Origin of the sequence: Ornithinimicrobium cryptoxanthini, assembly GCF_023923205.1 — a bacterium.
GTDB lineage: Bacteria > Actinomycetota > Actinomycetes > Actinomycetales > Dermatophilaceae > Ornithinicoccus > Ornithinicoccus cryptoxanthini.
Genome location: NZ_CP099490.1, coordinates 3,234,642 through 3,253,261, shown reverse-complemented (window position 1 = coordinate 3,253,261; position 18,620 = coordinate 3,234,642). Strand labels below are relative to the sequence as shown.

The window sequence follows — 18,620 nt, the reverse complement described above, 5'->3', positions numbered from 1 at the left end:
CTTGTCGCGCGTCCTGCTGATCGACAACGTCGACAGCTTCACCTACAACATCGCTGACCTGCTCCACCGGGTGCTCGGGGAGCCGCCCACCGTCTGGCGCCACGATCACCCGGCCGGCGACCTCACGGACGACGACCTCACGTCGTTCGACGCGATCGTCGTCGGGCCTGGACCGGGGCGTCCGCAGCACGCCGCGGACATGGGTCTGAGCGACCTGGCGCTGCGTCAGCGCGAGGTGCCCGTGCTCGGGGTCTGCCTCGGGCACCAGGGGATGGCGCACTTGGCCGGTGACGCCGTCACCGAGCTCGCGACCCCCGTCCACGGCCAGGTCAGCGCGGTGGAGCATGACGGCACGGGACTGTTCGAGGGCATCCCGTCGCCGTTCGACGTGGTGCGCTATCACTCGCTCGAGGTCACGCTGAGTGCGCCGTCGCCCCTGCGGGTGAACGCCCGGGCCACCGATGACGGGGTCGTCATGGCGCTCCACGAGCCGGGCGAGCGGCGCTGGGGAGTGCAGTTCCACCCGGAGTCGGTGCTCTCGGAGCACGGTGAGCTGTTGGTCGCCAACTTCCTGCGTATGGCGGGGGTGCAGCCCCGCCATACCGTCTCCTCACGCGTCGCGATCGGCGATGTGCACCGGCCGCTCCCGACCCGCACAGCAGGCGGACGTCCGGTGCGGGTCACTGCCGTCGTGCTCGGCCGCGACGTCGACACGTGGGCGCTGCACCAGTCGCTGCTCGCCGACAGTGCCACCGCGTTCTGGCTCGACGCCTCCGGCACCGGCTCGGCGTCGGGTCGGTGCTCTGTGATGGGGGACGCCTCGGGGCCGCTGTCCTATGTGCTGACGCACCGGGTCGGGACAGGCGACCCGTCGGAGGGTGCCGGGGCGGTCACCGAGCTCTCGACGGGGGAGCGGCTGGAGGGCCCCTTGCTGCCGAACCTGGCCCGGTTGTGCGACCGGTTGCGCGTGAGCGACGCGGCCGAGCTTCCCGGGACGTTCCGGCCCGGGTTCGTCGGCTATCTGGGCTATGAGCTCAAGGCCGAGCTCGGCGGCAGCGCGGCGCACGCCTCGCCCCACCCGGATGCGCGGCTGGTCATGGCGGACCGGGCGGTGGTGGTCGACCACGAGGAGGGCACTGCCCACGCGGTCTATCTCTGGGACGCGAAGACACAGGCCGAGCAGGTGGCCTGGGTCGAGACGGCGCGGGCGGCGGTCGACGGCAGTCCTCAGCGTCCAACTGCACGCATCCTTCACAGCGATTCGAGCGTGGAGCGTGAAGGAGCCATGCAGTTGCGCGCGGGGGGTGGGCTGAAGGTGGACGGGGCGGACGCGGGGGGTGAGCTGGACGCGGACGAGGACAGCGCGCGGGGAGAGGCGACCTTCCGGCATACCCAGTTGCAGTATCTCGACCTGATCGCCCAGTGCCAGCGGGAGATCAGGGCCGGGGAGTCCTACGAGATCTGCCTGACCAACACCGCGACCTGGCCGGGGCGCGTGGACGAGGCGACGCTCGCCGCAGGGATGCGGGAGGCGAGCCCGGTGCCGTTCGCCGCATGGTTGCGCGGACCCGGGACTACCGTGCTCAGTGCGTCTCCGGAGCGGTTCGTCTCGGTGAGCGCCGACGGTGCGGTCGAGGCGCGCCCGATCAAGGGCACCCGCCCCCGCGGCACGGATCCACAGGCCGACGCAGCGCTCGTCGAGGACCTGCGCACCTTCGTCAAGGACCGTGCGGAGAACCTGATGATCGTCGACCTGCTGCGCAACGACCTGCACCGGGTCTGCCGGCCGGGTTCGGTCCACGTGCCTAGCATCTTTGAGGTCGAGACCTATGCGACCGTGCACCAGCTGGTCTCCACGGTCCGCGGGCAGCTCGCCGAGGGCATGGACTGCCTGGACGTCATCGGCACCTGCTTCCCGGGTGGCTCGATGACCGGGGCGCCCAAGGTGCGCACGATGCAGATCCTGGACCGGCTTGAGGGTGGCCCGCGCGGTGTCTATGCCGGGGCGCTGGGCTGGATCGGGCTGGACGGCGCGATGGACCTGTCGATCGTGATCCGCACCGTCACGCTGAGCGACGGCGTGGCCGAGTTCGGCGTCGGAGGCGCGATCACGGCCCTGTCCGACCCAGCCGAGGAGTATGCCGAGACGCAGGTCAAGGCGCGGGCGCTCACCAGGGCGCTGGCGGCCGCCGCGGAATAGCAGCGCGTCCGCGCGTGTAGGCACAGGTATGACGAACTCCACGATCCCCAGCATCGAGCTCAACAACGGCGTCACCATCCCGCAGGTCGGGTTCGGCGTCTTCCAGGTGCCGGAGGAGACGACCCAGCAGGTGGTCGAGCAGGCGCTCGAGGCCGGCTACCGGCACATCGACACGGCGGCGGCCTACTACAACGAGGCCGGTGTCGGAGCGGCGATCAGGGCCAGCGGTCTGCCACGCGAGGACATCTTCGTCACCACCAAGCTGCGCAACGGGGACCAGGGCGCCGAGACCGCGCTGGCCGCCTTCGAGAACAGTCGCAAGGCCCTCGGCCTCGATGTCGTCGACCTCTATCTCGTGCACTGGCCGTTCCCGAGTGCCGACAAGTATGTCGAGACCTGGAAGTCCTTCGAGAAGCTGTATGAGCAGGGTGCAGTCCGCGCGATCGGCGTCTCCAACTTCCTCCCGCAGTTCCTCGAGCGGCTGCTCGCTGAGACCGAGGTCGTCCCGGCGGTCAACCAGGTCGAGCTCCACCCGACCTTCCAGCAGACCCACACCCAGGACGCCAGTCGCGCTGCCGGCATCGCGGTCGAGGCCTACTCGCCGCTGGGGCAGGGCAAGGACCTGAGCACCCCGGCCGTGACCGCGATCGCCGAGCGACTCGGCGTCAGCACCGGTCAGGTCGTGCTGCGCTGGCACGTCCAGCAGGGCACCATCGTCATCCCCAAGTCGGTCACGCCGGAGCGCATCGCGTCCAACCTGGACCTGTTCTCCTTCGAGCTGACCGACGAGGACATGGGCGCCATCAGCGCACTGGACTCCGACGAGTTCATCGGGGCCGACCCCGCGACGGCGGCGTTCACGCAGGTGCGCGCCTGACGGCAGGCAGCACCCAGACAGCGAGGCCCGGGACCGATGTCCCGGGCCTCGCTGTCTCTGCAGGCGTCAGAGCGTGGTCGGCGACAGCACGCGCTCGGGTGCAGCGGTGCGGGACCGCAGCGCCCCGACCGCGATGACGGTCAGACCGAGGGCGAGCAGGCCTGCGCCGAACGGCCCGAACATCGGCGTGACGACGGCGCCGACCATCATCAGGCCGGCGCCGACCCGGCTGTGACCGGCCCGCCACAGGGTCACCGCGAAGAGCACGTTGACCACGAGGAAGGAGAGCCAGATCGTGAACAAGGCGATCTGGAGGGCGCCGCCGTCGGTGGTCAGGTCGATCACCTCCGGGGCGAGGGGGAGCAGCCAGGCCATCACGAAGCCCTGGACGAAGTGCGTCGCAGCCTGCGCGGCCAGCGTGATCTGGACGAGCGGGCCGACCCACGCCGGCGGGGTGCCCCGGCCTCCTGCCCGTAGGACGGCCGGGATGACGGGGATGAGGAGGGTCAGCAGGAGCCAGCTGATGCGCTGACTCCAGGGAAAGGCCGCGATGGCGACGGTGTCGCTGAAGGCCTCGGCGGGCGCCAGAATCCACAGGGGGCTGAGCACGAAGGCGTTGAGCACGAGGGCCCCGCAGATGGCGACCAGGGCGACGAGCGAGCGGCGTGTGGTGAGCATGCGTCTTCCTTTCGGGTCGGCCAGGCTGCTCCCGGCCGCTGACCACCACGGTGGCGTTCCCGGATTCCCGGTGGACAGGGGCGGAACTCCTGATCTGAGGCTTGGCGTGCTCAGGGAGTCGTGCGTCTAGCGGCGGGACGGGGGGACACGCTGGGGGGCGGGCGAGAAGACCGTCTACCAGGCGTCGCGGGCAAGGGCGACGAGCTCGGCGCGGGTGCGGGCGCCGGTCTTGGACAGCAGACCGCTCACGTGGTTCTGCACCGTCTTCACCGACAGATAGAGCGAGCGCGCGATCTCGTGGTTGTCGCGGCCCTGGGCCACGAGAGTCAGCACCTCCGACTCCCTCGTCGACAGCCCCGGCAGCGCCGGACCGTCGGCCGCGAGCGAGCGGCGTCGCACCGCCTCCCCTACCGTGCCACTGAGCACCGTGTCGCCCTCGGCCACGGCCCGCACTGCCCGGGCGATCGCCCCGTGACCGGCTCCCTTGAGCACGTAGCCCCGCACGCCCGCATCGAGGGCCCGGCCCACGACCGTCGGCTCGTCGTGCATGGTCAGAGCGAGGATGCCCACACCTGGGCGGGACGCCGCGAGGCGACGGGCCGTCGCCACCCCGTCGAGCACGGGCATGTCGAGGTCGAGCACGACCACGTCCACCTCCAGGCCCGGCTGGTCAAGGAGTGTCAGCAACTCGGCTCCGTCTGCTGCCACCCCCACGACCTCGATGTCTCCTGAGCTGTCCAGGAGCAGCTGCAGGCCCTCGCGGAAGACGGGGTGGTCATCGGCCAGTGCGACCCGGATCACCGCAGCGCCCCCGGGAGCTCGAAGGTCACCACGGTGCCACCGGCCTGGCCGGTCGCGATGCTCAACCGGCCACCCTCCTCCGCGATGCGCGAGGTCATGCCCGATCGCCCGACGCCAGCTGCTGAGTCTCCTACTCCGCGACCGTCGTCCCACACCTCGGCACGCAGCCGATCGCCCCTCATCCGCAGGCTGACCGTGGATCCGGTTCCACCGGAGTGCCGCGCGGCGTTGCGCACCGCCTCACTGATCACGAGGTATGCCGTGGCCGCCACCTTCTCATCCAGCGGCGGCAGCGGGTCGGGGTGAGCGTGCAGGGTGACCGGGAAGGAGTCGGCGTGGGCCTCCAGCTGGACCCGCAGGGCGGGCACGAGGTCGTGGTCGTGCATCGCGCCCGGTCCCAGGCCGTCGATCAGCCGGCGAACCTCCGTGAGGGCCCCCTCGGTCGCGTCACCGATCGATCCGAGCAGGCTGTCCACACGGGCCGCGTCGCCGCTGGTCAAGAGGTTGCGAGCAGCCTCCGCTCGCATCGAGATGGACCCGAGCACCGGTCCGAGAGAGTCGTGCAGCTCACGGCGCAGGCGCTCGCGCTCCTGGTCGCGGGTGAGGCGCAGCCGGTCATAGCGACGTCGCAGATCCAGATCCCACAACTCCTCGCGCAGCACGGCCAGCCCGATGCCGATCGGGAGGAGGAGACCCGCCACGCCCTGCAGGATCTCGCCGGCTTCGCTCACGGCGGCCAGCGGTGCCGCGACCGCCACCGTCACCGCCGCGACGGCGATCCACCGCAGGGCGGCGCGCTCGCGGGTGCCGGCGCGCCGCCAGCGCAGGATAGGCGCCGCGGTCGAGACGAGGATCAGGACCGGCAGGACGATGAACAGAGCGGTGAGCAGTCCCTCGGAGAAGCCGGACAGGGCGCTCACCCCGATGGGGTTGGTCAGGGGCGCGAGGATGTCCGCCCCGAGGGGCCCGGGGAGCAGGGCGGTGGTCAGGACGGCTAGCCCCGCCCAGACCAGCACGGCCCGCTCGGCCGCCCTCCAGCGGGGGCTGGGCAGCCGCCCCGTGGGCAGGCGCAGCAGCACCACCATGGACAGCGCCTGGGCCGGGACCCAGATCCAGTTGGTGAGCCACCCGGCGAACGGAGCCAGTGCGCTGTCCCCGTCCAGGAGCCACCACGCCCCGGCCAGCGCCATGGTGCCGAGCAGCCAGGCCAGGGCGGTGCCCAGCATGAGCCAGGCGATGAGGGAGCGGGGCTGTTGCCGGGCCAGGACGGTGCCGGCGACCGCGAGTCCAACCATGCCGACGGTCAGCAGACTCGCCGCAACTGTGCTGTTCAGCTGCTCCGCGCGTTCGGCGGGCAGGACGACCATGACGACCAGGGACGCGACGGCGGTGAGCACGGCGAGCACCAGCCCAGTCAGCGCGATCCCACGCAGCACCCGCTCGGTGCGCGGGCCCTGCGCCAGGATCGGCCGGGTCACGGCGAGGGTCTGGACTTCGCTCACGAGCACAATCTAGGGCCGGGGTCTTCCCGGGGGATAGGGGTCGATCTCCCGGCGGTAGGGGTCGATCTCCCGGGTCAACTGCAGTTAGGCGTTGCGGCGACCCCGTCGAACCGGTCGACGGTCCACGCCAGCAGGTCCTCAATCAGGTCCGAGTCGGGCTCGACCACCGACAGGTGGTCCCGCCCTGGGTAGGTCCGGTACTCAGGTGACTGCCCCGCGGAGCAGAGCCGGTCGACATACGCCTGCTGGTGGGCGGGTTGGATCAGGGTGTCGGCCTCGCCCTGGGCGATCAGCACCGGCATCGGGAACGGGCCGGTGGGGATGTTCTCGTGAAGCCGCTGGCCCAACGCCCCCTCGGTCGGCGGGGTCGCATAGACGGACTGGTCGCGGGCCAGCGACAGCACTGAGAGCAGGGACGCCAGGATGCTCGGCTCGGACAGGCAGCGGCCGGACATCTCGCGCACCAGGGTCCGGGCCGGGGGGATGACCTGCTGGTCGAGGGTGATCTCGGGGTAGTGCGCCGCGTAGGCCGTGATCACGTATGAGGCGAACAGCTCCCCGCCGCTGACCGTGGGCAGACTCGCGGCCAGCGCCGTCACGTCCGCGGCCGGGGCCATCGCCACGGTGCCGCGCAGGTCCAGCTCGGGGGCGTAGTCCGCTGCGAGCTGGCTGGTCCACAGGGCCGCGTGCCCGCCCTGGGAGTGCCCCCACACCACGGTCTGCGGGGCCAGGTCGGCGTCGGGCAGCTGCTGTGCTGCGCGTATGCCGTCAAGCACTGAGTGCGCCTCTCCCGTGCCGATCAGGTAGGGGTGGGCGCCGGGCGTGCCGAGGCCGGTGTAGTCGGTGGCGACCAGGGCCCAGCCCTGCTCGACCACGCGGTCGAGGGCGGGCATCGCCCCGGCCTCGAACGGGTGGGTGAGCAGCGTCGGTGCGCAATGGGTCGCCCCACCGGTGGTGCCGTGCGCCCACGCGATCACGGGGCGCGGCGCGTCGGCGTTGTCGGGGGTGAGCACGATGCCGCTGGCTGTGGCGGGCGACCCGCCCGCCGCGGTCGTGGTGTAGAGGATGCGCCACCCGGTGGCTCCGGTGGGTACGTCCCGGGTGAACGGCTCGTGTCGCAGGAGGGTGCCCGGTGTGTCGGGCACGTCTGCCGGGGTGGCAGAGAAGTCGTCGACCACCGGGGACAGGGTGCGGGCCTCGTAGCCGAGGAAGGCGGCTCCTGCAGCCAGGAGGAGGGTGAGGACACTGCCGGTGAGGCGCAGCCACGGGCGCGCAGACGAGGTTGGTGCTGTGCCCGCCGGCGCCCGGGTCTGTCGCGGTCCGGCGAGGCCGCGACGGATGAGCAGGACGCCCAGGACGACCAGGCGCACCGCAAAGATCACGGCCACGGCCAACAGGGTCAGGTCGGGCCAGCGCAGTGCGAGGAGGCCGATGACGAGCTCGGCCAGGGCCAACACGCCGCTGGCGACTCGCTCGACGGTGCCGCGCCGTTCCGCCGCCTCGGTGCGCTGCCCCCGCGTGGCCGACCACAGCCGGCGCACACCTGAGATGACCAGGGCGGCCCCCACCGCAAGGGCGAGCAGGTCGAAGTGGTGCCGCAACCAGAGCAGGATGAGCAGTCCGAGGACGATCGCGCCGACCGCGCGGAGCGTTTCCCAGGCATCGGGCTCGCCCGGAGGGTCGCTCTCGCCGTCGGTCCTGATCAGGGTGAGTCCGCCCAGCGCCAGGAGCGCGACACCGAGATAGAGCCCCAGCGCCTGAAGCGAGGTCAGCGGCCGGGTCACCAGCGCGACCCCCACCACGACCGCGAGCAGCCCGACCACCACCAGGAGCCAGCGGGGCGGGGACTGCAGGCGGATGGCCCAGCTGGGCTGCCCAGGAGTTGGCGAGGTCATCGGGTCCGTTCGGCTGGGCCGCACTACACGGCCGTCTGGCGGCAGCGTAGTGGAGGTCGCGGGGCCGCGGCCATGGTGGACAGTCCCGCTCAGCCGACTGACGCCATACCGACGACAGCGCGGCGGGTCGCGACCCTCCACGCGCACTCCACAGCAGCGATGTCAGTGGTCGGTGCCACACTCGATGGGTGAAGGCAAACCACGGCCTCGGCCAGGGTGGATCGAGTCGCGAAACTCCGATGACTTTCGGAGTTGAGTCCTGTCTAATTGTCGGTTGGGACAAACCGAGGGAGTGCGCATGACAGAGATCATCGAGGCCAGGGGACTGGTCAAGAGGTATGGCGAGGTGACGGCCCTGGACGGGCTGGACCTGTCGGTGCCCGAGGGGACCGTGCTCGGCCTTCTCGGGCCCAACGGCGCGGGCAAGACGACCGCGGTCCGCATCCTGACCACACTGTTGAAGCCCGACGAGGGACAGGCGGTGGTGGCCGGCATCGACGTGCTTCGTGATCCGCAGGGTGTGCGCTCGCGCATCGGACTTTCGGGGCAGTACGCCGCCGTCGACGAGCACCTGAGCGGCTTCGAGAACCTCGACATGGTGGGTCGGCTGTATGGCCTGGGCCGGGCGCAGTCCCGTGCCCGTGCCCGAGAGCTGCTCGAGCGGTTTAGCCTGTCCGACGCCGGGGACCGCCCTTCAAAAACCTATTCAGGCGGCATGCGGCGCAGGCTCGACCTGGCTGCAGCGCTGGTGGCCGAGCCGCCCGTGCTGGTGCTCGACGAGCCGACGACCGGCCTCGACGTGCGGGCGCGTCAGGAGATGTGGGACGTGATCCGTGAGCTCGTCTCCGGCGGTGCCACGTTGCTGCTGACCACGCAGTATCTCGAGGAGGCCGACCTGCTGGCCGACGACATCATCGTGATCGACCGCGGCCGCGCGATCGCGCACGGCACGGCTGATGAGCTCAAGGGTCAGGTCGGCGGAGAGCGCGTGGAGATGGTGCTGCACCCGCAGGCCGACAGCAAGGCTGCGTTCGCCGCACTGGCAGCTGTGGCCAGCAGTGAGGTGCAGCGCTCCGAGAACGGCCGACGGGCCATGAGTGCCCGGGTCGACTCCGGCCAGCGGGCGCTGACCGAGGTGCTGCAGCGGCTGGAGGCCAGCGGTGTCGAGGTGCTCGACATCGGGTTGCGTCGACCCACCTTGGACGACGTCTTCCTCGAGCTGACCGGCCACGCGGCGGAGGAGGCCCGCCAGGACGCGACCCGCGACGAGCCGGCCCAGACACGAGAGGAGGCACGTCGATGACGACCACCGTGAGGAGGCCGGAGCTCCCGGTCCGCCAGACCACGCCACTGAGCGTGCTCAGCGACAGCTGGGTGATCGCCAAGCGCAACCTGATCAAGATCAAGCGGGTCCCCGAGATCCTGGTCTTCATCCTGATCAGCCCGATCATGTTCGTGCTGCTGTTTGCCTATGTCTTCGGAGGCGCGATCAGCGTCGGGGACAGCCCGGCGGGATATCGCGAGTTCCTGATCGGCGGCATCTTTGCCCAGACCGTGGTGTTCGGCTCGACCTTCACCGGCGCCGGCTTGGCCGAGGACATGCAGAAGGGCATCATCGACCGGTTCCGGTCGCTGCCGATGTCGCGGGCCGCCGTGCTGATCGGGCGCACGGCCTCAGACGTCGTCTACAACGTGCTGACACTGATCATCATGGCGCTGACCGGGCTCCTGGTCGGCTGGCGGATCCGCAACTCGGTGTTTGACGCACTGGCGGGCTTCGCGCTGCTGCTGGTCTTTGCCTATGCGTTCAGCTGGGTGATGGCCTATGTTGGCCTCCTGGTGCCCAGCGTCGAGGTGATCAACAACGCCTCCTTCATCGTCATCATGCCGATGACGTTCATCTCCAACGCGTTCGTCCCGCTCGAGACGTTCCCCACGGTCCTGCGGGTCTTTGCCGAGTGGAACCCGGTGTCGACGGTGACCCAGGCCGCGCGAGAGCTCTTTGGCAACACCACCGCGGCGGCGGTGACCTCTGACGCGTGGTCCCTGCAGCACCCGGTGCTCTACACCCTGATCTGGACGGTCCTGATCGTCGCGATCTTCGCTCCGCTGTCGATCGCCCGCTATCGGCGCACCTCCGCCTGACAGCCAGGTCAGGATGCCGAGGGGGGTCGCGTTGACTCGACCCTCGGCAGCCGGGAGGCTCAGTCGGCCTGGTCGAGGCCGAGTGCCAGCAGCTCCGCGGTCTCGGAGTTCCACGTGAGGCGCAGCACGGTCCCGTCCGGTTCGTGGGACCACGAGTCGAGGCAGATGGCGTGGGCGCGCACGTTCAGCGCGACGAGATAGAGCTCACCCGGTCTGCGGGCCCTGGCCAGCAGCACCATGCCGTTGGCGAAGACGAGGCGGCCGGTGTGCACCCCGGGCGCCGGGCGGACGGCGCGCAGCGGGACGCGACGCGACTGCACCGTCCGCAGCCGCCGGTCGAGCAGTGCATCCAGGATGTGGGAGCCGTCGTGCTCTGCTGCCGCGAAACCCCGGGCCAGATCTTCCTCGTCGTCCGGGGCCAGGACCGGGTCGTCGCGCCGCTGCCGCCGCGTCCGGGACGGGGCCTGCCTGGCCCCTCCGCGGCGGGGTGGCACCTGTCGCCGGCCACGCACGACTGCCAGGCCCAGGACCAGGGTCAGGGCCAGGAGCAACGCAATCCACTCCACAAGGTCCAGTGTGCTGGCTGGAGCCTCCCGGCGCGATCGCGATGATGCACGCAGGTCAGCGGTCGGCCGGTGCCACCTTGCGTGGCCACCAGAAGCGCTCGCCGAGCGTGAGGACGATCGCGGGCACGAGGATGGTCCGGACGAGCAGGGTGTCCAGCAGGACGCCGATGCAGATGACCGCCCCGACCTGCGCGAGGACCACGAGCGGGAGCACGCCGAGGACGGCAAAGACGGCTGCCAGCAGGATCCCTGCGCTGGTGATGACACCACCAGTGGCCGAGAGCGCGCGCAGGACGCCCTCGCGGGTGCCCGACTCCCTGGCCTCCTCGAGAGTGCGGGTGATGAGGAAGATGTTGTAGTCGACGCCGAGGGCGACCAGGAACAGGAACGAGAGCAGCGGGACGCTGGGGTCCAGCCCGCTGAACCCGAGGATGCTGGTGAACAACCACCAGGAGACCCCCAGTGCCGCGGCGAAGCTGGCGATAACGCTGGCCACGAGGATCACCGGTGCCAGGACGGATCGCAGGATCCCCATCAGCGCGACCAGGACCAGTCCGAGGATCAGCGGCAGGATCACGAGGCGGTCGCGGGCACTGGCGTCGGACTCGTCTATCGACTGCGCCTCGGGGCCGGAGACATAGGTCTGGGAGGTCTGCGACGCGACGGTGCGGATCTCCTCGACGGCCTGGCGTGCCTGATCGCTCTCAGGCTCCACGCTGAGGACGGCGTTGAGCTGGGTGACGCCGCCGCCCTGGGCGCTGACCATGACCGAGCCGACGGCGTCGAGGCCCTCGAGGTCGGTGACCAGCTGCTCGACGGCCGGCTCGTCCTCGGTCGCGGTGACCACGACCGTCGGGTCGGCCGTGCCCGCGGGGAACGACTCCGCCAGTCGCTCCGCAGCAGAGATGGCCTCCGGCTGGTCGAGGAACTGCTCCGAGGCGGAGAGGCCGAGCTGGATCTGGGTGAGACCGAAGGCCATCGCAGCGAGGAGCGCGAGTGTCCCGGCGATAAAGGTGCCCGGACGGGCCGCGACCTGGTCGCCGATCCTGCGCCATGCGGAACGGCGCCCCGCCTGCCCCTCCTCACCGACATGCGGATCCCGCGGCCAGAAGATCCAGCGCCCGAACAGCACGAGGGCTGCGGGCAGGACCAGGAGCACGAAGGCGGCCGCCACGACGATGCCGACTGCCGAGGCCAGTCCCAGGCCACGCGTCGTGGGGAAGACGGAGAGCAGCAGCGTCAGCACGCCCACCACCACGGTCGCCGCGCTCGCCAGGATGGCTTCGGCGGCACGCTTCACGGCGTGGGCCATCGCCTCGTGCCGGCTCTCCCGGGTGCGGAGCTCGTCGCGATAGCGGGAGATCAGCAGCAGCGCATAGTTGGTGCCGGCTCCGAAGACCAGGACGGAGAGGATGCCGATCGTCGACTCGTCCCAGGACACCCCGAACCCGGCGAGCACCTGAGTGGCCAACAGCGCGGCGGTCCGGTCGGCCAGGCCTACGACGCTCAACGGGATCAGCCAGAGGAACGGGCTGCGATAGGTGACCAGGAGCAGGATCGCCACGACGGAGGCGGTGAACGCCAGCAACGTCGTGTTCGCGCCGGCGAAGACCTCGGTCAGGTCGGCTCGGATGCCCGCCGGGCCGGTGACCTGCGCGGTCACGCCGTCAGGTGCCGCCTCCAGCAGGTTGCTGCGCAGCTCCGACACCGACTCACCGACATCGGTCGCGGTCTCGGCAGGGACGTTGACCACGGAGAGGGCGGCCGTGTCGTCCTCGGCGGGCTGGACGAAGGCAGGGGGCCCCTCGACTCCGGTGTCCAAGCCCGCCACGACCTGCTCGAGCTCGCCCAGCTGTCCGGAGATCGAACCGTCGGTCGTGAACAGAATGACTGCGGCAGCAGTCTCCTCAGTCGGCAGCTGCTGCTGCAGCGCCACGGCCTCGGTGGACTCGTAGCCCACCGGCAGGGTGTCGGTGGGGGTGGCACCGCGGTCGGCCTCGCCGAGCCCGACGATGACGCCAGCGCCCAGGAGCACGCCCAACAGCACGCTGATCCAGGCGGTGCGCCGTCCGGTGACAAATCGGACGATCCGGTCGATGGGCTCCTTCACGGAGGACTCCTTGCTGCACGATTGAACAATGTTTGTCCAACCTTACGGCATGGAAAGCCCTCGGGTCGACACGCGCGGTCTCACGGCTACTTGTCGACGCGGAACCCGAGCTTGATGCCCACCTGCCAGTCGGCCACCTTGCCGTCAGTGAGGTGGCCTCGGACCTCGGTCACCTCGAACCAGTCCAGGTTGCGCACGGTCTGGCTGGCGGACTGCAGCGCGTTGTTCACGGCGGCCTCCACTCCGTCGGGGGAACTGCCGACCAGTTCTGAGATCGCATACACGTGGTTGGACATGGCGTGCCTCCGGTGCGTCGCGCCGGACGTCGGTCGCCCGGCTGCTCTCTCAACGTAGACGGGATCGCCCGGGTGCAACAGTGGAGAGGGCTGAGGTGGAGAAGGCGGTCCCGGCACTTTCGAGTCTCACTCAGTGAAACAAGGTCTTGCAGAGTGAGTCGATCTCGAGTTGTCTTGGATCAACCCGAACTCAGCGTTCACGCTGACCGTTCCGACGAAGTGGACACCATGGACAACGACGTTCGCCTGAGGGTCGCGCAAGAGCTGGCCTCGGCATACACCACCCGCGAGCCGATCGCGCCGCTGGTGCAGACCCACCCTGGCATCACGCTTGATGACTCCTATGAGATCCAGCAGCTGCAGCTGCGTGAGCGCCTCGACGGCGGCGCCCAGGTGGTCGGCTACAAGGTGGGGCTGACCTCAGCGGTGATGCAGCGCCAGATGGGCGTCGACCAGCCGGACTACGGCTACCTGCTGGACGAGATGACCTATCTGGAGAACGCGCCGGTCCCGACCGAGCACTTCGTCCAGCCCAAGGTCGAGCCCGAGATCGCCTTCGTCCTCGGTCGCGACGTCAGCGGCCCCAACGCCACGGTCGCCCAGGTGATGGGGGCGATCGAGTATGTCGTGCCCGCGCTGGAGATCATCGACTCCCGCATCAGGGACTGGAAGATCGGGCTGCTGGACACGGTGGCGGACAACGCCTCCTCCGGCGGCGTCGTGCTGGGCTCTCGCCCCACGTCCCTGGTCGACCAGGATCTGCGACTGGCTGGCTGCAACCTCTTTGTCAACGGTCGCATCGTCGGCACCGGTGCCGGCGGGGCCGTCCTCGGCTCGCCGCTGACCGCTGCGGTCTGGCTCATCAACACCCTCGGCGCGCGTGGGGTCACCCTGCGCGCCGGCCAGGTCATCCTCTCCGGCTCGGTCACCGCTGCGGTCACCGTCGCGCAGGGTGACACCGTCTCGGCCCAGATCGCTGGTCTGGGCACCGTCACCACCCGCTTCGTCTAAGACGCTTCGTCACCACCTGACTCCTCCTTAAGGAAAGGGCACACCATGGCAGAGACCAAGCCCACAGCCGCCATCGTCGGCTCCGGCAACATCGGCACGGACTTGATGTTCAAGCTGATGCGCAGCGAGACCCTCGACCTGCGCTACATGATCGGCGTGGACCCGGCCTCGGACGGCCTGGCCCGCGCGGCCAAGCTCGGCCTGGAGGCCTCCCCGGAGGGGGTGGACTGGCTGCTGTCCCGCTCCGAGCTTCCGGACGTCGTGTTCGAGGCGACCAGCGCTGGTGCCCACTTCGCGAACGCGCCGCGCTACCGCGAGGCCGGGATCACCGCGATCGACCTGACGCCCGCGGCGGTCGGCCCCTACGTCTGCCCGCCGGTGAACCTGGACATCAACCTGGACGCGGACAACCTCAACCTGATCACCTGCGGCGGTCAGGCCACGACCCCGATGGTCAAGGCCGTCAGCAGCGTGGTCCCGGTGGAGTATGCCGAGATCGTCGCCTCGATCTCCTCCCGCTCGGCCGGTCCGGGCACGCGGGCCAACATCGACGAGTTCACGCAGACGACGTCCACGGCGCTGGAGCAGGTCGGGGGCGCCGGTCGCGGGAAGGCGATCATCATCCTCAACCCGGTCGACCCGCCGATGATCATGCGCAACACGGTCTTCTGCTCGATCCCGGCCGAGGCCGCCGAGCCCGGTCAGCTGCAGGACCAGCTGACCGCCTCGATCCACGACATGGTCGCGCGGGTGCAGGACTACGTCCCGGGCTACAAGCTGATCGCCGACCCGCAGTATGACGTCGCGCACGAGATCTGGAACGGCCGCTCGCGAGTGGCGATCTTCCTCGAGGTCCGCGGGCGCGGGGACTACCTGCCGGAGTATGCCGGCAACCTGGACATCATCACCGCCTCCGCGGCCCGCGTGGGCGAGCTGGTCGCCACCCACCAGCAGCAGAGCAGCAAGAGCGGAGCACTGGCATGAGCAGCACGCAGTCCCTGAACGCGACGGCGGCCCCGGACTACCCCGGTCACCCCAACGACCTGGCCGCGGCTGGCATCGACCTGCGGATCACCGACACCACGCTGCGCGACGGCTCGCACGCCGTGCGGCACCGGTTCACCGAGGCGCAGGTGCGGGAGACCGTCCGCGCCCTGGACACCGCCGGCGTGCAGGTCATCGAGGTCACTCACGGTGACGGGCTGGGCGGGTCCTCCTTCAACTACGGCTTCTCCCTGGTGCCCGAGCTCGAGCTGGTCAAGGCCGCGGTCGAGGAGGCCGAGCAGGCCAAGATCGCCGTGCTGATGCTGCCCGGGCTGGGCACCATCGACCACCTGAAGGCCGCTCGTGACGCCGGGGCGTCGGTGGCCCGGATCGCCACGCACTGCTCCGAGGCGGACGTATCGATCCAGCACTTCAAGGCGGCCCGGGACCTCGGGTTTGAGACCGTCGGGTTCCTGATGCTCTCCCACCGCCTCGAGCCCGAGCAGCTGGCCGAGCAGGCCCGCATCATGGCCGACGCCGGCTGTCAGGGTGTGTATGTCGTGGACTCGGCCGGGGCGCTCGTGCTCGAGCAGGCCTCCGACCGGGTGGCCGCGGTCGTGGCCGAGCTGGGCAGTGACGCCCAGGTCGGCTATCACGGGCACCAGAACCTGTCCTTCGGTGTGGCGAACTCGGTGCTGGCCTATCGTGCCGGCGCCCGTCAGATCGACGGGTCGCTGGCCGCCCTGGGCGCTGGCGCCGGCAACTCACCGACGGAGGTGCTGGTGGCTGCCTACGAGCGCCTCGGCATACGGACCGGGGTTGATCTCGACCTGGTCCTGTCCGCCGCCAACGACGTCGCCCTGCCCTACATCACACGGCTGCCGTGGATGGACCGCGCCTCGATCGTGCAGGGCTATGCCGGGGTCTACTCCAGCTTCCTGCTGCACGCCGAGCGGGCGGGCGAGCGTTATGGCGTGCCCTCGCACGAGATCCTGCGCCGCGCGGGTGAGAAGGGCTACGTCGGCGGCCAGGAGGACCTGATGATCGAGCTGGCCATCGAGCTTGCCGCGGCCCAGGACGAGGTGCCCGCATGAGCGAGACGACACAGTCCACCTGGACGGCCGAGTCCGTGGCGGCAGAGCTGATCCGCTGCGAGGACGAGCGCGTCGACCGCGAGTCGTTCAGCGACGACTGGCCGGACCTGGACGTGGCGACGGCCTATCAGATCCAGGATCTGACCCTGGCGAAGCGGTTGGCCCGCGGCGGGCAGATCGTCGGCGTCAAGCTCGGTCTGACCAGCAAGGCCAAGCAGCAGACGATGAGCGTGGACAGCCCGATCGTCGCGTGGCTCACCGACGGCATGGTGCTGCCCACCGAGGGCCCGGCCAAGGTCAGCGACTTCATCCACCCCCGTGTCGAGCCCGAGCTCGTCGTCACCCTCAAGGCCGACCTAAGGGGTCCGGGGGTCACCCCGGCGCAGGCCCTGGATGCGGTCGGTTCGGTCCTGGCCGGCGTCGAGGTCATCGACAGCCGCTATCGCAACTTCCGCTTCACCCACCAGGACGTCGTGGCTGACAACGCCTCCTCCGGTGCCTACGTCACCGGAACGGTCGCCAAGACCGTCCCCGAGGTCGACCTGGCCCTGGAGGCCGTCCTGGTCGAGGTCGACGGTGCCGTGGTCGACACCGCCACCGGCGCCGCGATCATGGGCCACCCGGCCGAGGCGCTGGCCGCGGCAGCCAACATGCTCGGCGCCCGCGGCATCACGATGGAAGCCGGCTGGGTCGTCCTGCTCGGCGCCATGACCGACGCCGTGCCCGTCCAGGCGGGCACCACGCTGGCGTTCCACTACACCAACCTCGGGTCCATCTATCTGTCCTGGGAGGACTGAGATGCCCGGCATCGACGATGTGACCATCACGCAACGAAGGAAGAAGTCATGACCACCACCGAGACCGTGGACACCGTCCCGACCGAGAGCACCCGCCCGTTCTTCGGGCACGTCATCGGCAACCAGGAGATCGGCTCGATCGACGGCGCCACCTTCGAGTCCGTCGACCCCTGGGGCCGCGAGCCCTGGGCCGACGTCGCCCTCGGCACGGCCGCCGACGCCGACGCGGCGGTGACCGCCGCCCGCACGGCCTTCGACGAAGGACCCTGGCCGCGGATGGGCTTCCACGAGCGCGCCCGGCTGATCCACCGCCTGGCCGACCTCATCGAGGAGCACACCGACGAGCTGGCCATGGCCGACACCCGCGACATGGGCAAGCCGATCACCCAGGCCCGCCACGACGTCGCCCGCTCGGCCCAGAACTTCCGCTTCTTCGCCGACCACGCGCGCCTGTCCGTGGCCGAGACCCTGCCGATGGACACCGGTCACCACACCTACACCCGCTACGAGGCCGCCGGCGTCGTGGTGGCCATTGCCCCGTGGAACTTCCCGCTCATGCTGGAGACCTGGAAGGTGGCCCCGGCCCTGGCCTGGGGCAACACGGTGGTCCTCAAGCCCGCAGAGGACACCCCGACCTCGGCCACGATCCTGGCTCGCCTGGCCATCGAGGCCGGCTTCCCCGAGGGCGTCTTCAACGTCGTGCACGGCTACGGCCCCGACTCGGTCGGCTCGGCGCTGACCGAGGACACCCGCGTCGACCGGATCACCTTCACCGGTGAGTCCGGCACCGGCAAGGTCATCGGCAAGGTCGCCGCAGGCAACCTCACCCCGGTCAGCCTCGAGCTGGGCGGCAAGGGCGCCAACATCGTCTTCGCCGACGCCGACCTCGACAACGCCGTGCACTGGTCGGTCCAGGCGATCTTCCGCAACGCCGGCCAGGTCTGTCTGGCCGGGTCGCGGCTGTTCGTCGCCCGTGAGATCTATGACGAGTTCATGGAGCGCTTCGTCGCGGCAGCGCAGGCGTTGGTCCCGGCCGACCCGAAGACCGAGGAGAGTGCCTTCGGGCCGCTCGCCTCCCAGGAGCACTACGACAAGGTCCGCGGCTACCTCGACAGCGTCGAGGACGAGGGCGGCACCATCGCCACCGGTGGAGCGGGCGAGGGTCTGGTGATCCGCCCGACCATCGTGACCGGCCTGCCCCTGGACGCCCCGCACGTCACGCAGGAGATCTTCGGCCCGCTCGTGGTCGTCCACCCCTTCGACACCGAGGCCGAGGCGGTGCACCTGGCCAACGACACGCCATACGGCCTGAACGCCATGGTCTTCACCGAGAACCTGCACCGCGCCCACCGCGTCTCCGCCCAGCTCGACGCGGGCACGGTCTGGGTCAACTGCTTCTTCATCCGCGACCTGCGCGCCCCCTTCGGTGGGTTCGGCGACTCCGGCGTCGGCCGAGAAGGCGGCCTCTTCAGCCGCGACTTCTTCACCGAGCCCAAGGCCGTCGTCATGCAGATCAGCACCGAGTAGGACCTGGCTCACCGCACCACCGCACCACCTCTATCGCCGGTGGGACGGCAGCACGGGAACCCCCGCGATGCCGCCGTCCCACAGGGCGAGACCGCGTTTCACAATCCGCGTCTCACTGGATGAGACTCCGTCCCAAA

The 18,620-nt window shown here is 70.2% G+C and carries 16 protein-coding genes; 9 read left to right on the top strand and 7 right to left on the bottom strand.

Annotated features, from left to right (window positions below):
* Position 1: 1 nt before the first annotated feature.
* Together pabB and NF557_RS14920 are read left to right on the top strand one after the other, a co-directional pair.
* Positions 2-2,200, top strand: coding sequence for an aminodeoxychorismate synthase component I (pabB, locus tag NF557_RS14925; RefSeq protein ID WP_252620403.1), 2,199 nt, complete (start codon positions 2-4; stop codon positions 2,198-2,200).
* A gap of 28 nt (positions 2,201-2,228) precedes the next feature.
* Positions 2,229-3,077, top strand: a complete 849-nt coding sequence (locus NF557_RS14920; RefSeq protein WP_252620401.1) for an aldo/keto reductase — start codon at positions 2,229-2,231, stop codon at positions 3,075-3,077.
* A 66-nt stretch (positions 3,078-3,143) separates the two neighbouring features.
* Here NF557_RS14920 and NF557_RS14915 read toward each other — a convergent pair whose 3' ends face one another.
* From NF557_RS14915 to NF557_RS14900, 4 genes are all read right to left on the bottom strand, one after another.
* On the bottom strand, positions 3,144-3,755 hold the full coding sequence (locus NF557_RS14915) for a hypothetical protein (protein ID WP_252620399.1): 612 nt from the start codon (positions 3,753-3,755) through the stop codon (positions 3,144-3,146).
* A 174-nt stretch (positions 3,756-3,929) separates the two neighbouring features.
* The gene (locus tag NF557_RS14910; protein ID WP_252620398.1) at positions 3,930-4,556 is read right to left on the bottom strand and encodes a response regulator transcription factor; all 627 of its coding nucleotides are present in this window, start codon (positions 4,554-4,556) and stop codon (positions 3,930-3,932) included.
* The gene (locus NF557_RS14905; RefSeq protein ID WP_252620396.1) at positions 4,553-6,058 is read right to left on the bottom strand and encodes a sensor histidine kinase; all 1,506 of its coding nucleotides are present in this window, start codon (positions 6,056-6,058) and stop codon (positions 4,553-4,555) included. Before NF557_RS14905 ends, NF557_RS14910 begins: the two co-directional genes overlap by 4 nt.
* A gap of 74 nt (positions 6,059-6,132) precedes the next feature.
* Entirely contained in the window at positions 6,133-7,953 is a 1,821-nt protein-coding gene (locus NF557_RS14900) for a lipase family protein (RefSeq protein WP_252620395.1), read from the bottom strand.
* A gap of 298 nt (positions 7,954-8,251) precedes the next feature.
* Here NF557_RS14900 and NF557_RS14895 point away from each other — a divergent pair, with 298 nt between their 5' ends.
* Both NF557_RS14895 and NF557_RS14890 read left to right on the top strand, forming a co-directional pair.
* Positions 8,252-9,256: an ATP-binding cassette domain-containing protein gene (locus NF557_RS14895; RefSeq protein WP_252620393.1), complete on the top strand. Its 1,005-nt coding sequence runs from the start codon at positions 8,252-8,254 to the stop codon at positions 9,254-9,256.
* Positions 9,253-10,098 carry an ABC transporter permease gene (locus NF557_RS14890; protein ID WP_252620391.1) on the top strand — a complete coding sequence of 282 codons (846 nt, stop codon included), beginning with the start codon at positions 9,253-9,255 and terminating at the stop codon, positions 10,096-10,098. Before NF557_RS14895 ends, NF557_RS14890 begins: the two co-directional genes overlap by 4 nt.
* 59 nt (positions 10,099-10,157) lie before the next feature.
* Here the strand turns inward: NF557_RS14890 and NF557_RS14885 are convergent, their stop codons facing one another.
* The 3 genes from NF557_RS14885 to NF557_RS14875 form a co-directional block, all read right to left on the bottom strand.
* Entirely contained in the window at positions 10,158-10,664 is a 507-nt protein-coding gene (locus NF557_RS14885; RefSeq protein ID WP_252620390.1) for a hypothetical protein, read from the bottom strand.
* A gap of 55 nt (positions 10,665-10,719) precedes the next feature.
* Positions 10,720-12,774, bottom strand: coding sequence for an MMPL family transporter (locus NF557_RS14880; RefSeq protein WP_252620388.1), 2,055 nt, complete (start codon positions 12,772-12,774; stop codon positions 10,720-10,722).
* Positions 12,775-12,860: 86 nt separating this feature from the next.
* A complete protein-coding gene (locus tag NF557_RS14875; protein ID WP_252620386.1) occupies positions 12,861-13,070 on the bottom strand; it encodes a dodecin in 210 nt (69 codons plus the stop codon).
* A 228-nt stretch (positions 13,071-13,298) separates the two neighbouring features.
* Between NF557_RS14875 and NF557_RS14870 the strand changes: the two genes are divergently transcribed.
* From NF557_RS14870 to NF557_RS14850, 5 genes are read left to right on the top strand one after another with little or no spacing between them, the layout of a single operon-like run.
* Complete coding sequence (locus NF557_RS14870) at positions 13,299-14,081, top strand: 2-keto-4-pentenoate hydratase (protein ID WP_252620383.1); 783 nt, start codon at positions 13,299-13,301, stop codon at positions 14,079-14,081.
* A 45-nt stretch (positions 14,082-14,126) separates the two neighbouring features.
* Positions 14,127-15,065 carry an acetaldehyde dehydrogenase (acetylating) gene (locus NF557_RS14865; protein WP_252620382.1) on the top strand — a complete coding sequence of 313 codons (939 nt, stop codon included), beginning with the start codon at positions 14,127-14,129 and terminating at the stop codon, positions 15,063-15,065.
* The gene (dmpG, locus tag NF557_RS14860; protein ID WP_252620381.1) at positions 15,062-16,159 is read left to right on the top strand and encodes a 4-hydroxy-2-oxovalerate aldolase; all 1,098 of its coding nucleotides are present in this window, start codon (positions 15,062-15,064) and stop codon (positions 16,157-16,159) included. Before NF557_RS14865 ends, dmpG begins: the two co-directional genes overlap by 4 nt.
* Positions 16,156-16,956 carry a 2-keto-4-pentenoate hydratase gene (locus NF557_RS14855; protein ID WP_252620379.1) on the top strand — a complete coding sequence of 267 codons (801 nt, stop codon included), beginning with the start codon at positions 16,156-16,158 and terminating at the stop codon, positions 16,954-16,956. Before dmpG ends, NF557_RS14855 begins: the two co-directional genes overlap by 4 nt.
* A gap of 48 nt (positions 16,957-17,004) precedes the next feature.
* Positions 17,005-18,483: an aldehyde dehydrogenase gene (locus tag NF557_RS14850; RefSeq protein ID WP_252620378.1), complete on the top strand. Its 1,479-nt coding sequence runs from the start codon at positions 17,005-17,007 to the stop codon at positions 18,481-18,483.
* The last annotated feature ends 137 nt before the right edge of the window (positions 18,484-18,620 follow it).

Excerpts from the sequence above, each read along its gene's own strand:
- NF557_RS14920 (WP_252620401.1), top strand. The coding sequence starts at position 2,229 with ATGACGAACTCCACGATCCCCAGCATCGAGCTCAACAACGGCGTCACC.
- NF557_RS14900 (WP_252620395.1), bottom strand. The coding sequence starts at position 7,953 with ATGACCTCGCCAACTCCTGGGCAGCCCAGCTGGGCCATCCGCCTGCAG.
- NF557_RS14875 (WP_252620386.1), bottom strand. The coding sequence starts at position 13,070 with ATGTCCAACCACGTGTATGCGATCTCAGAACTGGTCGGCAGTTCCCCC.
- NF557_RS14895 (WP_252620393.1), top strand. The coding sequence starts at position 8,252 with ATGACAGAGATCATCGAGGCCAGGGGACTGGTCAAGAGGTATGGCGAG.
- NF557_RS14890 (WP_252620391.1), top strand. The coding sequence starts at position 9,253 with ATGACGACCACCGTGAGGAGGCCGGAGCTCCCGGTCCGCCAGACCACG.
- NF557_RS14915 (WP_252620399.1), bottom strand. The coding sequence starts at position 3,755 with ATGCTCACCACACGCCGCTCGCTCGTCGCCCTGGTCGCCATCTGCGGG.
- NF557_RS14870 (WP_252620383.1), top strand. The coding sequence starts at position 13,299 with ATGGACAACGACGTTCGCCTGAGGGTCGCGCAAGAGCTGGCCTCGGCA.
- NF557_RS14855 (WP_252620379.1), top strand. The coding sequence starts at position 16,156 with ATGAGCGAGACGACACAGTCCACCTGGACGGCCGAGTCCGTGGCGGCA.
- NF557_RS14865 (WP_252620382.1), top strand. The coding sequence starts at position 14,127 with ATGGCAGAGACCAAGCCCACAGCCGCCATCGTCGGCTCCGGCAACATC.
- dmpG (WP_252620381.1), top strand. The coding sequence starts at position 15,062 with ATGAGCAGCACGCAGTCCCTGAACGCGACGGCGGCCCCGGACTACCCC.
- NF557_RS14850 (WP_252620378.1), top strand. The coding sequence starts at position 17,005 with ATGACCACCACCGAGACCGTGGACACCGTCCCGACCGAGAGCACCCGC.